This window comes from Lysinibacillus sp. NPDC093688, assembly GCF_050280145.1.
Classification (GTDB): Bacteria; Bacillota; Bacilli; order Bacillales_A; family Planococcaceae; genus Lysinibacillus; species Lysinibacillus xylanilyticus_B.
Genome location: NZ_JBNNUX010000001.1, coordinates 91,454 through 104,924 on the forward strand (window position 1 = coordinate 91,454; position 13,471 = coordinate 104,924).

General features: G+C 35.4%; 11 protein-coding genes and 1 pseudogene. 9 read left to right on the forward strand and 3 right to left on the reverse strand.

Translation table 11 applies throughout. The features are described 5' to 3' along the window. Window positions 1–6: 6 nt before the first annotated feature. The 5 genes from ACQKN2_RS00440 (at window position 7) to ACQKN2_RS00460 (ending at window position 7,477) form a co-directional block, all read left to right on the forward strand. Window positions 7–1,176: a toxic anion resistance protein gene (locus ACQKN2_RS00440; RefSeq protein WP_427413162.1), complete on the forward strand. Its 1,170-nt coding sequence runs from the start codon at window positions 7–9 to the stop codon at window positions 1,174–1,176. A 173-nt stretch (window positions 1,177–1,349) separates the two neighbouring features. Further along, the gene (locus ACQKN2_RS00445; RefSeq protein WP_427413163.1) at window positions 1,350–1,886 is read left to right on the forward strand and encodes a hypothetical protein; all 537 of its coding nucleotides are present in this window, start codon (window positions 1,350–1,352) and stop codon (window positions 1,884–1,886) included. 132 nt (window positions 1,887–2,018) lie between these two features. Next, window positions 2,019–2,924, forward strand: coding sequence for an EamA family transporter RarD (gene rarD, locus ACQKN2_RS00450; protein ID WP_427413164.1), 906 nt, complete (start codon window positions 2,019–2,021; stop codon window positions 2,922–2,924). Window positions 2,925–3,685: 761 nt separating this feature from the next. Further along, on the forward strand, window positions 3,686–4,942 hold the full coding sequence (locus tag ACQKN2_RS00455) for an ATP-binding protein (protein WP_427413165.1): 1,257 nt from the start codon (window positions 3,686–3,688) through the stop codon (window positions 4,940–4,942). Between the two features lie 630 nt (window positions 4,943–5,572). Next, window positions 5,573–7,477 carry an endonuclease MutS2 gene (locus tag ACQKN2_RS00460; protein WP_427413166.1) on the forward strand — a complete coding sequence of 635 codons (1,905 nt, stop codon included), beginning with the start codon at window positions 5,573–5,575 and terminating at the stop codon, window positions 7,475–7,477. 42 nt (window positions 7,478–7,519) lie between these two features. Here ACQKN2_RS00460 and ACQKN2_RS00465 read toward each other — a convergent pair whose 3' ends face one another. Then, the gene (locus tag ACQKN2_RS00465) at window positions 7,520–8,770 is read right to left on the reverse strand and encodes a helix-turn-helix domain-containing protein (protein WP_427413167.1); all 1,251 of its coding nucleotides are present in this window, start codon (window positions 8,768–8,770) and stop codon (window positions 7,520–7,522) included. A 148-nt stretch (window positions 8,771–8,918) separates the two neighbouring features. On the opposite strand from ACQKN2_RS00465, the gene ACQKN2_RS00470 reads away from it, so the two are divergent. Next, complete coding sequence (locus ACQKN2_RS00470) at window positions 8,919–10,205, forward strand: MFS transporter (RefSeq protein WP_427413168.1); 1,287 nt, start codon at window positions 8,919–8,921, stop codon at window positions 10,203–10,205. A 182-nt stretch (window positions 10,206–10,387) separates the two neighbouring features. On the opposite strand, the pseudogene ACQKN2_RS00475 reads toward ACQKN2_RS00470, so the two are convergent. Then, window positions 10,388–10,513 (reverse strand): annotated as a pseudogene (locus ACQKN2_RS00475) (LUD domain-containing protein); the annotation flags it as partial. A 351-nt stretch (window positions 10,514–10,864) separates the two neighbouring features. On the opposite strand from ACQKN2_RS00475, the gene ACQKN2_RS00480 reads away from it, so the two are divergent. The 3 genes from ACQKN2_RS00480 to ACQKN2_RS00490 are packed head-to-tail and all read left to right on the forward strand — an operon-like array spanning window position 10,865 to window position 12,516. Continuing rightward, a complete protein-coding gene (locus ACQKN2_RS00480; RefSeq protein WP_323646452.1) occupies window positions 10,865–11,575 on the forward strand; it encodes a cytochrome c biogenesis CcdA family protein in 711 nt (236 codons plus the stop codon). 34 nt (window positions 11,576–11,609) lie between these two features. Beyond that, window positions 11,610–11,996: a response regulator gene (locus tag ACQKN2_RS00485; RefSeq protein ID WP_427413169.1), complete on the forward strand. Its 387-nt coding sequence runs from the start codon at window positions 11,610–11,612 to the stop codon at window positions 11,994–11,996. Between the two features lie 22 nt (window positions 11,997–12,018). Next, the gene (locus ACQKN2_RS00490; protein WP_323646450.1) at window positions 12,019–12,516 is read left to right on the forward strand and encodes a cytochrome c biogenesis protein CcdC; all 498 of its coding nucleotides are present in this window, start codon (window positions 12,019–12,021) and stop codon (window positions 12,514–12,516) included. A gap of 413 nt (window positions 12,517–12,929) precedes the next feature. Here the strand turns inward: ACQKN2_RS00490 and ACQKN2_RS00495 are convergent, their stop codons facing one another. Continuing rightward, window positions 12,930–13,358: a DUF2621 domain-containing protein gene (locus ACQKN2_RS00495; protein ID WP_427413491.1), complete on the reverse strand. Its 429-nt coding sequence runs from the start codon at window positions 13,356–13,358 to the stop codon at window positions 12,930–12,932. Window positions 13,359–13,471 lie beyond the last annotated feature (113 nt).

A 13,471-nucleotide genomic window follows, 5' to 3' on the forward strand; every position in this document is an offset into this window, starting at 1 on the left:
AACTTTATGTCTGAATTCGACAATGACCTATTAAAATCAAAGGATCCATTCGCAACAGAAAATCCATTATTACAACCTAATCCATTATTACAGGTGGAGCAAGAGCAAAAACCAGTACTAGTTTCTGAGCAAGAGTTATCACAAATTGCACAGAATCAACTTAAATTAAAACAAGATCCAGAGGTTCATGCATTAGCACAAAAAATTGATGTGAAAGACCAAATTGCTATGCTAGAGCTTGGAAAAGAAACAGCGAATGGTATTTCTACCTTTTCAGATAAAATGCTAGCAACGATGAAAACAAGTAAGCTTGAGGAATCAAGTGTATTATTAAATAATTTAAATCGAATTATGGATAAATTTGATCCTCAAGATTTTGCGGAGGATAAAAAAGGTGGCTTCCTTACGAAACTGTTCAGTAAAGGAAAGGAACAATTAGAAAAGTTTCTATCCAAATATGACAGCATGAATAAAGAAGTTGACGTTATTTTCCATGAGGTTCAAAAATACGAAGGTGAAATGAAACGAAATACGATTGATCTTGAGAATTTATATGATCAAAACTTAGATTATTTCCAAACGTTAAGTAAATTTATTGCAGCAATTGAAGTGAAAACAGATGAAGTACGTTCATCATTACCGGTACTAGAACAAAAAGCACAAACTGGCGATCAATTAGCAGCAATGGAATATGAAACGATGGTACGTGCCGTTGATTTACTAGAACAACGTCGATATGATCTAGAAATGGCACAACAAGTTTCATTCCAGTCTGCTCCACAAATTCGATTAATGCAGCAAGGAAATAACCATTTAATTGCTAAAATTAACTCTGCGTTTGTAACGACAATTCCTATATTCAAGCAAGGACTTATTCATGCGGTGACGTTAAAGCGCCAAAAGCTTATTTCTGATTCAATGAGTGAATTAGACCGTCGTACGAATGAAATGCTTGTACGAAATGCAGAAAATATTAGTAAAAATAGCGTTAATATCGCGCGTGCGGCTGGTAGTCCAAGCATTAAAATCGAAACCATTGAAACGACATGGCAAACAATTATGTCTGGTATTCAAGAAACGAAGCAAATTCAAGCAGAAACAGCAAGAAATCGTGAGGAAGGCCGTAAACGTATTGAACGTTTACAACTTGAATACGAAAAACTGAAAAAAATGTAATCGTAAAGCTTCTTGCAATCTTACCTTGCAAGAAGCATTTTTTTTTTGACAAAACAGAAATTCCTCATTATGATAAGTTAAATGAGAATGATTATCAAAGATAAAGGAAGCGGAAAGATGCTAAACAATGCAAATAGATTACATAAAATAATCAATCATGGAGTAAATAAAAGATGATGAGCAAAATGAATCCAACTTCATTATCCTGTGAGCCTTTAAAGGATGGAACACTTTCGATTAATACGACAGAAAATCTAATGCTCGTGTTAAAAAGTCGCTACCATGAATTAACGCATATAGAAGAGCTGTACAATGCCATGCATATAGATTTAGATGAAAAGCACACAATTTTAGAGCAAGAGAGGAAAATTTTAAAGAAACAAAATTTAGAGCTTGTGGAAGACATGCAAAAAATAAAGCAGCAAAACGCAGTCTTACAAAAAAAGTTAACAGAATACAATTGTGTCGTAAATGAACTCAAGGAGATTCGCCGACAAAATACAGAGCTATTAATTGAATTAAGTAAATATACTGCTCTGTCAAAGGAATCCCTGTCAGGTCCTTTAAAATCTATGATTCGCGATATGCGAGAGCAGGGTGTTGGTATAAAAGAAATTCACATTCGCATTAAACGTCAAATTAATCCTGATATTAGCTATAGTACGGTGCGCAAATATATTTCTGAGCTTGAATCTGAAATGAAAGAGTAACTTTGTTAATGTCGATTTATTAAAACTTGGCATTTACAGTTCCCAATCAAAGTCCTATAATTAGTCTATTCTTTAAATGGTAATATGACGAAATGTCTTATAGATTTATATGGAGTAGGAGAGTTAGAGGCAATGTCAAATGAGAAAAAAGGGGTTTTGGCGGCTTTTTTAGCCTATGCTTTTTGGGGGGCATTCCCGCTTTATTGGAAATTACTTGAGCATGTCCCTAGTATGGAAATTTTATTATCACGCGTCATTTGGTCCTTTGTCTTTACAGTACTAGCAGTAATAGTATTTGGAATGCGTAAGGAACTTCTCGCAGACTTAAAATATTTGTGGTCACACCAAAAGCATTTTTGGCAGCTTGTTGGGGCTTCACTTGTTATTTCGATGAACTGGTTTTTATATATTTGGGCAGTGACGCATAACCACTTAATTGAAACGAGCTTAGGCTATTATATTAATCCTTTACTGTCAGTGATTTTTGGGGTTGTTTTCTTTAATGAAGCACTTAGTCGTGCGCAATGGGCAGCTACCGGAATTGCCTTTATTGCAGTCATTATTTTAACGATTAATTATGGATCAATTCCATGGGTAGCACTTCTTATTGCTATATCCTTCGCTATTTACGGTGTTCTGAAAAAGAAAATTAAACTTGACGCGACAAGGGGTCTAGCCATTGAAACGTTATTTATTTTACCGTTTGCATTAGGCTATTATGTTTATCTCTTTACAACGAATCAAGCTTCATTTTTACATGTTGATGGGAAGACAGACATCCTTATGATTGTGAGCGGTATCGTAACAGCAGTACCGTTAATTTTATTTGCGAAAGGTGCACAAAATATTCCACTCTATTTATTAGGCTTTATTCAATACGTATCGCCAACAATTGTGTTAGTTTTAGGGATCGTGCTTTATAAGGAACCGTTTAGTCAAATAGAGCTATTGGCATTTAGCATTATTTGGGCGGCCTTACTACTGTTTTCAGGCTCGAAAATTATTGAAACGAGAAGGGCTCATCATAAATCTGCATAAGTAAATAGTTGAATGTTAGTAGTACAAACCATGCCATTGGTTTGTACTACTTTTTTTGTATTCTTTGATAAATCCCTGCGATGCGAGGGGATTCAAAGAGCTTTTTGCCTTTCAATGTTTCTTTAGATATGAGCAGTATCGTTGCATAGGCAGCTCTTTTTTTCTTATTGAACTGACGAAACAGTTTAGTGGAGTAAGAATGTATTTAAATTAGTGCAATTCCTGAAATACTTGAAATTGAATTCTGGTTGCGTGGCGGATGGGCAACATGCGAGGAAAAATTAGTAATACAATTTAACGTTAGTTTCGGTGAACCGTATCATAAGTAAATGAGGTTTTTAAAAGAGGGTATCTAAATAATTTGATTCATTAACAATTCGTTGGGTACGGGACAAAATTCTACAAATCTAATGCACACTTCACTTTCAAATAATGGTGATTGTCGAGTCTTGTTTTAGGCTGTTTTTTTCTGGATCCGGTCTTGGTAATTTCGCCAGCGATTGAGAGCTGTTTTCTGTTCTTTAATCAACATTCTTGCCTTTAAAGAAAGAACGGAATACCCGAATACTTGCTTGTTTATAGCACGAAGCTGATTAAGAGAGTAGTAGTCTTTTAAGAATGAGAAGAGAGTAACTGTTTTTTTTTTTTACACTTTTTTCAACATCTTTCTTTTTTTATACGAAAAAATGTTTATAATTATCTTAACCTTTTGTGTTTTGTCACTTTTCTAACACTTATTACTCAATTTAGGGGCGCTGATCATGGGGATAACGACATTATTATTAAATGCATTCATTATTATCATTTGTATTTTTTTCTATCAAATATTTTGGTTAGATAAAGGTGGAAAAGAAGCGCGTAATACTATATTAATTTCCTTTCTTTCATCCATTGCGGTTGTTCTTTGTATGACATTCCCATTTAAGTTTAATTATGGATACATATATGATTTACGGCTTATCCCAATCCTTTTAGCTGTTCTCTATGGTGGTTTTAGGAGTTTTATTTTTATTACTGTTATATTTGTTTCTTACCGTTTTTACTTAGGTGGAGACGGAGTCTACCCTGCAGTTATTGTATATTTTATGGCCACTTCCATTACTATGGTATCCCAATTTTTTCTTGCTGGTTATTATAAAAAAAGAAAAATATTGTTCAGCTTATTGCTTATGTCTCTTTGCACTATTTCCTTTTCTATCTTCGCTTTAATGAACCAAATACGGATAAACGATAAAGTTCAACCTGATTTTATTCACTTTTTATTCAATTATATAGTGATCAATATTCTGACTGTTTTATTGTCTCTTTATCTAATTGAAGGAATGATAGAAAGGTTTAAAATGAAAGAAAAAATTCACCGTGCAGAAAAATTTATGGTGACTTGTGAATTAGCAGCGTCTATAGCCCATGAAATAAGAAACCCGTTGACTACGGTATATGGATTTATGCAGATGTTTAGTAAAAACGAAATCTCTGAAACACAAAAGGATGACTATTTGCAAGTCATGCTAATGGAGTTAGAAAAAGCGCAACTCGTTATTAACGATTATTTGTCCCTTATAAAACCACAAAATGTTGCAAGAGAATTATTAGATATTAGACCAATTGTTGAGCAAGTAATAGAGGTTATTTTACCGATCGCCATCCAATGTAATGTTAAAGTTGAAAGCGATAATGAATGTTCCTATTATATATATGCCAACACCGATAATCTAAAAATGTGTTTAATTAACATTGCAACGAACGGGATTGAAGCCATGACTAATGGAGGGATGCTCCGAATTAATGTGAAAAAGGTAAAGAATCATATTGTGATTGATATTATTGACACAGGAATTGGAATGTCTTCTGAGGAGATAAATCGAATCGCTATGCCGTTTTATTCTATAAAAGAGAAGGGAACCGGGCTAGGTACGATGATTGCATACAGTATTGTAAAAGGATTAAACGGAGATATAGAAATAAAAAGTGAAAAGGGAAAGGGAACACGGTTTTCTATTATTATTCCTTCTTCCTAATAGAAATCGTAGGGCAAAAAAATTTCGACGATTTAGGGCTTGCTGAACGGATTACCAACTTATAAAAGTACTTTACGCCAATTGCTAAGCAGTTTCGCTTATTTGTTTTAGAATACTTTTTATCAATTTCAAAAATTGATTAAGTAACCTTACATTATTGTAGATTAACTCGTTTTTTTTGTTGTCCTCAAATTTAAAATCGTAACAAACATAAGCACCTTTACTTTTTTACCAGCATATAGTAAGATAATGACAAATTAGATAACAATGATAATTAATGAGAGGTGCTTTTAATGAGTGCGGTAGGTTCTAAATAGGAAAAATTACATGAAATAAATTTCAAATGACGACGGGGGATTTGCGTCATAAAGTGGCCCCTTATTTAGTCGTGGGTTTATTTCGATACCTATGAAGATACCTACTATACTTTATAAAGCGTGTAATGGTCTGAATGTGCTTCACTTTGATGTGGTCTTTTTCATGATGCTTTTTACACATGCCTTGTAATGTAAAAGCTGTGGGTTCTCCCACAGCTTTTTGTCTTTTTAATTGAATAAAAAATCATTGCTATCTAATGAGTAGGTGTCTTCATGAATGATTCTAGAAAATCATAGTGAGGAGACATTAACAATGAATCATACTACTTTTGAGAAATTACAATACAATGAATTGAAGGAAATCGTTAAATCATACTGTGTCAGTGGATTAGGTAAACAGTTATTAGATAAATTAACACCAAGCCCAAATTTGGCCGTTGTTAAAAATCGTTTGAATGAAACGACTGAGGCACGAGCAATTTTAGATGCGGAAGGTCATGTCCCGTTTTTAGGAGTATCAAATATTGACAATACGATTAAAAAACTTGAAAAGGGGATTATTTTAGACCCAAGTGAATTAGTTAGCATCTCAGACTTTTTAAGAGGCTGTAGAAAAATTAAGAAATTTATGCTGGAGAAGGAATTTTTTGCGCCAGTACTTGCATCCTATGCTAATTCCATGTCTGAGTTTAAAAGTGTGGAAGAGGAGATAAATTTTGCGATTAAAGCAAATCGTGTTGATTCAGCTGCTAGTAGAGAGTTAAAGCGTATCCGAAATCATATCGAAACAACGGAGGAAAAAATTAAAGACCGCTTAGCAAAATTTTTAAATAATAGTGCAAATAAAACATATATCCAGGAATTCTTTATTAGTAAAAAGGATGACCGATACACGATTCCTATTAAGGCTTCCTATAAAAATCATGTGCAAGGGACAATTGTAGAGGTTTCATCTAAAGGTGCTACAGTCTTTATGGAGCCAAGTACAGTCGCCAAATTAAATGTGGAAATGGCCACTTTGAAGGCAGAGGAAGCGGTGGAGGAATATCAAATTTTGGCGACTTTATCGGGGCTTTTGATGGAACATATTCGTGAAATCAATATCAACATGGAGTTAATTAGCCAATATGATATGGTGTTTGCTAAAGCCAAGTTTAGCAAGCATATTGGAGGCGTAGAGCCGAGCTTAAACGATGTTGGCTATATAAAGCTCGTCAATTGTAAGCATCCACTGTTAACAGGTGAGGCGGTGCCACTTCATTTCGAAATTGGTAAAGACTATCGCAGCCTAATCATTACAGGGCCGAATGCTGGCGGAAAAACAGTTGTCCTAAAAACCATTGGCTTATTAACATTGGCTACAATGTCAGGCTTCCATATTGTTGCGGATAAAGGAACTGAAATAGCTATATTCGATCATGTTTTTGTAGACATTGGTGATAATCAAAGTATTGAAAATGCACTTAGTACGTTTTCATCCCATATGAAAAATCTTTCGGATATTATGAGGGCATCCAATAATAATACTCTTTTGCTATTTGATGAAATAGGTAGCGGTACGGAACCAAATGAAGGAGCAGCGCTGGCCATTTCCATCTTGGAGGAGTTCTATCATATGGGCTGTATTACAGTGGCGACAACGCATTATGGAGAAATTAAGCGTTTCTCTGAAATGCATAGTGATTTTATGAATGCGGCTATGCGTTTTAATAGTGATACATTGGAACCGTTGTATAAATTAATGATCGGAACATCTGGAGAGAGTAATGCTCTATGGATTTCTAAGAAAATGAATATACGTGAAACAGTATTACAAAGAGCTAAAGGCTATATTGACAGTAAGGAATATCATTTAGAACGAGTAAGTGATAGTAAAATACGCAAGCCGAAGATTGAAAATGTGAGAACAACAGTAAAGTATGAATTTAAAAAGGGAGATCGAGTAAAGCTGTTAGATCATGATGACGTTGGAATCGTTTATGAAGAAATGGATAATTTCTTTAATGTTGTCGTGTTCTATGAGGGAGAATTCATAAAGGTAAATGTTAAACGAATGGCATTAGAGCTACCAGCAACAGAATTATACCCAGAAGGATATGATATAGAGACATTGTTTGTGGACTATAAAGATCGAAAGCTTCAGCATGATATAGAGCGCGGTTCGAAAAAAGCCCTTCGCAAGATACAGAAGGAAATTAGAAATGATAAATTGAGCTAAAAAAGGGGATTGCACATATATCAAAGTGCAATCCCTAAATATTTATTGAACCGAATTTATTTGTGCTTTAATTGAATAATAAGTTTCTTCAACTTTTTGTTTATAAGGTAGATCAATTAATTCTTGAGAATCCGTATAGGCCATTTTGGCAATTTCGTAGGCAGTTGTTAACTCACCGAAATGTGCATAGCAAAGTGCTTTATAGGAAAAACACTCATTTAAGCCTAGTATATCAAATGGATGTAAGATGAATGGGGGAATGTCAGTAAAATGTTCAAATACTTCCTTAGCTTCTTCATATTGACCTAGTAAATATAAGGATTTTCCCTTTTCTGAATAGTATAAGTTTTTTTCGAAAATAACCGAGCTATCATTCATAAGTGTACCAAAACGCTCTATTTCCTCTAGTGCCTGCTGATAATCGTGCGTGTAATTGTTATAATAATGCGCTCTTAATACGAAAATCAAAGCATCCACACTCACTTGTTCGGCAAAAATCCGATACTGCTCAAGCTTCTTCAGCATATGCTCTACTTGCTCGAAATCATGGTCAATCATGGCACAAAACGCCCCAATACGATACATATCATCTATATAAGAGTAAAATTGATTTTTATGTGCATCGGTAATGGTCTCATAAATGAGCTGTTTACCTTCTTCATATTCACCAATTGCTAACTGAAAAACGCTAATATAATACGCCATTTTCACAGTATCCCGCGAATCTAATTGGTAATTTTCCTGCTCAGCCTCTTCTTTCGCCTGCAACATACAAGAATAAGCCATTTTGTAGTTTCTTTCTTCCGATAATATGCCCAACTCTAATATATAAGTTTCAAACCAATGGCTTAATAAATTAATTTCTTTAAACATAATGCGTGCCTGTTGAAGCGGTGATGCCCATGTCGTTAATCTCGCATGATGTTGTGCTGCTGCATATATATATAGTAAACGCCCTGCCTCATAACTAAGCGAAAGATCTTCTATATAAGGCTTAATCATCTCTACGATTTGTTGTACATTATCTGTATTACCAAGTTTTAATTCAGCAAATAAAATTTCTACCTGCTCTAAAAGATGACGTATGGAAGAGGGGGTTACTTGTTCAAGCAATTCACTTGCTTTGACGCCTAAACGTTCCGCTATATAATCTAGACTTTCCATCGACGGCTTGGCCTTATCATTTTCAATTTGGCTTAACATTCCTTTTGTTAGACGATCACCGGCAAGTGCCTCTAATGTTAACTTTTGTTCCTTCCTTAATTTACGAATTCGCGTGCCTAAAGAGTTCACTGCCTCGCCTCCTTTTCATTAAAAGTGAATAAAATCATTTTGTTTAATTATATTAAACTTTTTCTTGCTTGAAAAGGGGGAAGTGTGTTATATTTTGTTTAATTAAATTAAACTTTTTAAATTAATTAAAAATTTGGAGGGGTTTTTTATGAATGAAGCGCAAAAATATAAGAAGGCGACGTATCATTTATGGACATTTACAGCCAGTAAGATGATCTCTCAGTTAGGGTCTCATGTTTTATCATTTGGGATAGGGTTATATATTTTGGCACTGACAGGGTCAGCGATGAGTTTTGCGACAACGATGATATGTTCCATTTTACCTCGTGCATTGGTCGCGCCTCTGGCTGGTTATGTAGCTGATAATTATTCAAAGAAACGCACAATTTTAGTAGCGCAAGCAGGTACAATTCTGACCGTTGTTGGGTTACTACTTTATACAGAAATGGTCGGTTTGTCGGTGTATGCTATTTATATTGCAACAGTTTTTAATACAATATGCGCAGCCTTTTCGGGTGTAACATTTTCTTCCTCAATCGCAACACTCGTAGATCCAGAACGCCTACAAAAAGCAATGTCATTTAATCAAATGTCAGTGTCCATCGCAGCAATTGGAGGACCAGTAATCGGTGGAATGATGTATGGATTTTTCTCCATAGAAGCCTTTTTACTTGTACATTTGGTGGCCTATGTGATTACGTTTTGCTTAGAAGCCACAATGAATTTTACTCTTTATAGTACAAGAAAACAAATGGTAGAAAAGGAAAAGATGTGGGCTGGGCTGGCTAATGGCTTTCGTTATATTAAGCAACATAAAGTTGTGAAAACAATTATGTGGGTTTCGTTATGGATTAATATGTTTTTCTCTGCCATCGTTGTAGGGGGGACTTACGTTATTATTGAATTATTAAAAGTAAAATCAACTCATTTTGGTTTTGTAGAGGCCTCTGGCGCATTTGGTATGCTTATTGCTTCCGTCTATTTCGCAACACGGGCAGAGGTAAAGGCGCCACTACGTTTTTCTAAAATTAGCTTATTGCTGCTGGCTAGCAGTTTAGGGCTGGCGGTTGTGCCATTAGTAACGAATTTATCCTATTTAGCGATTGTTATCTTTTATATAGTACTCTACTTTATTTTCGCTATTTTTGAGATGGGGATTAACATGCCGATTATGGTTTATATGCAGAAGTTAATTTCGGAAGAATACCGCGGACGTGTATTGGGGTTATTGGAAACAATGGCAATGTCAATGATGCCGATTGGTATGGTTGTTTACGGCATCTTGTACGATACAATCCCAGCAACGGTTATTTTACTTGTCACAAGTGCAATTATCGTAACGATAGCACTAGTTATGCTACGAACATCGGTCTTAAAAGAAGCACATCCAGAGTTTTATGAACAAAAGGTAGTAACTGAGAGTGTAACAAATTAATGCATCGCTTTAAGTTAAAGGCGGACCACTCATCAGCAAGATTATCAGTTTATATCATTAGATAATAAAACCAGGCATTTCTTCATAATGTGAAGTATGCCTGGTTTATCTTCATTTAACAAGTTTTATCTGCTAAATGAAGATAAAGCCCTCAGGTGTAAGTACGCCAAGGCGAAATGGTCTTACTGATCCTCAATCTCAATATAAGTAACTTTCATTAGTCCATGTACACCAACAATAAGAATCATTTCGATATCCGCCGGATTATTTGGTCCTGTTATAAAGTTGATACAGGAGGCAATTTGCTCAAATAGGTACTTCATGTCAATATTCAAAAATACTCTACAAAAAAGCTGTGCACCTGCATTAAAGCTCTGCGCTAGTGTCTTTTGGATATGTGTAGAATTACATAACTTGGAATGCAGAATAATGATGAATTTTGTTGACAGATAATATAAGGGGAGCGCATAATGCAAAAGTACATGAACAACTACACGTTGATGTAATAAAGTTTGAACATTAAATTTGTATACTAGTATGATAGAACTTCATTTTTTCATCATCTTTTTGCCATGAAACGTTCACAAACAAGAAGGGCGCAATTTACAGTGTTTTTTGGTACGATGGAGGCAGTAACTGTAAGGAGCGAGTGAGAAAATATGGAAACTGATATTAACTTATTTTTAGCTTTAGGTGCAGGTTTTTTAAGCTTTATTTCACCATGTACTCTACCGTTATATCCCGCATTTTTATCATACATAACGGGGATGACATTAGATGAGCTAAAAGCGGAACGAGGTATGATGCAAAAACGTGCTGTTTTGCACACCCTCTTCTTTTTACTAGGATTTTCAATTATCTTTATTATGATTGGACTAGGGACATCGTTTGCGGCGGAGTTCTTCCTTAATTATCAAACATTATTACGTCAGGTTGGTGCCATCTTAATCGTAGTTTTTGGTTTAATGATTGTGGGATTACTACAAATTGACTTTTTAATGAAGGATCGAAAATTCCAATTTAAAAACCGCCCATCTGGTTATTTGGGATCAGTATTTATCGGAATAGCCTTTGCGGCAGGTTGGACGCCGTGTACTGGCCCAATTTTAGCATCGATTATTGCATTAGCTAGTGCAAATCCAAGTTCAGGTTTTAGCTATATGTTAGCTTATTACTTAGGCTTTGCGATTCCGTTCTTCGTGTTATCTTTCTTTATAGCACGTATGACTTGGATTCGAACACACAGCCAAAAAATTGTGAAAATCGGCGGTTATATTATGATTGCCGTTGGTGTATTGTTATTCTTTGATGGATTAACGTATATAACACGCATTTTAGAGCCTATTTTCGGTGGATTTACAGGCTTCTAATCTGCTACACTAAAGTGGCATACCATACCTTAACGTGAAGGGAGATGAACATGTGCCTACAGTTTTAGTAGTGGATGATACGCTCTTTATGCGTGTTGCAATAAGTAATATGTTTACTGAATGGGGTTATGAGGTAGTTGGTAAGGCAGTAAATGGTAAGGAAGCTGTGGCTATGTATCGTGAGTTACAACCAGATCTTGTAACGATGGATGTAACAATGCCCGTTATGACAGGTATTGCAGCAGTGAAAGAAATCATCCCTGAATTTCCAGATGCAAAAATAATTATGATTACAGCTTTAGGGCAACAAAAGTTAATAGTAGAAGCAATTGAAAGTGGTGCAAAGGATTTTATGACAAAGCCTTTCGAGCCAGAAAGATTAAAAGCTGTAGTTGATCAATTGCTTGGACAAAATTGTTAATGACATTAGAGGAGGAAATTTTATGTTTAGCGATATCCCTTCTCAATATTATGTAATAGGTTCTACCATAATGGCCATTTTTATGGGTACCTTTGTCATGGTTATACGTATGCGAGCGTCTAAGAAGCCGACAAATGAGAAGAAAATTATCATTCCACCTATTGCGATGTCTTCAGGTGCGTTAATGTTTTTATTCGAACAATTTCGAGTGCCACCCATGCAAATTCTGGAAGCGGCAGCAGTCGGCATGGTGTTCTCAACTATCTTAATTGCCACTTCTAAATTTGAAGTAAAAGGTCAAGATATTTATTTAAAACGTTCAAAAGCATTCGTTTTTATATTAATCGGACTGTTAGTGTTCCGTGTAATTGCAAAAGTGATATTAAGTAGCTCCATTGACGTTGGTGAATTAGCAGGAATGTTTTGGATTCTAGCGTTCGCGATGTTACTCCCTTGGCGAATCGCAATGCTTATTCAATTTATAAAAATCAAAAAAACAATTCCACTGAAGAATATGTAATGGAAAAACTACACTAGAGATTTTTATCTAGTGTAGTTTTTTTATGCATTTTGGCTGATGGATAGAGTGGTTCGAGCGACGTGGAGGTTTTTCAAAGTGAAGGATAGAATCGGCAAAGCGAAGGATAGAGCTACCAAAGTGATGGATAGAAGTCAGAGCGACGGATGGAAGAGTCCAAGCAACGGATAGAAAACAGAGCGAAGGATAGGATTGCCGAAGTGACGGAAAGAGTCGTCCAAGCGACGGATGGAAGAGCCAAAGTGACGGATAGAAAACAGAGCGACGGAAAGAGTCGTCTAAGCGACGGATGAAAGAGCTAAAGTGAAGGATTGAAAGCCGAAAACGACGGATAGAGTCCCTTATTTAAAGAAGTAAAAAACAAACGCTGCACAACGATTCTGTGCAGCGTACCATCAATCAAATAGATGTTCATATGGAGCGATGTCAATTTGCATTTCATCTAATTTCTTACGTAAAAATTTATGGTCGCGCTTAGGCGTTGCTTGAATATAACCACGAATAATCAAATCATGGTTAATGGCAGATGCCTTTTCTTCTAAAGCAAGCTCCCCAATTTTTCCTGCAATTTTTTCCTTTGCTACTTGTCTAAATAGCTCAGGTACAGGGCTTACAAGTTCATATAAAAGCTCTTTTTCAGGTTGTCCCCATAAATGAATGGTTCTATCTAAATAATACTCTTGCCAATCTAAATCAGATTTACCGTCCTGTTTCGGTAATGCCTTTAAAAATTTGCGGAACATGAAAAATCCGCCAATCGCCATTAATGAAATGAGTACAACTACCCAAAATAGGATAAACCATAAAAACCAACCATTTAACAAATCGTTCACCTCTTTGCCTTCTCTCACTCTATTATAAAAGCTTACATAAAATAATTCATCCTAAATGTCCCTTTTTTAGCAATAAGTCTGTATATATTGTGTAAGAAAGGAGG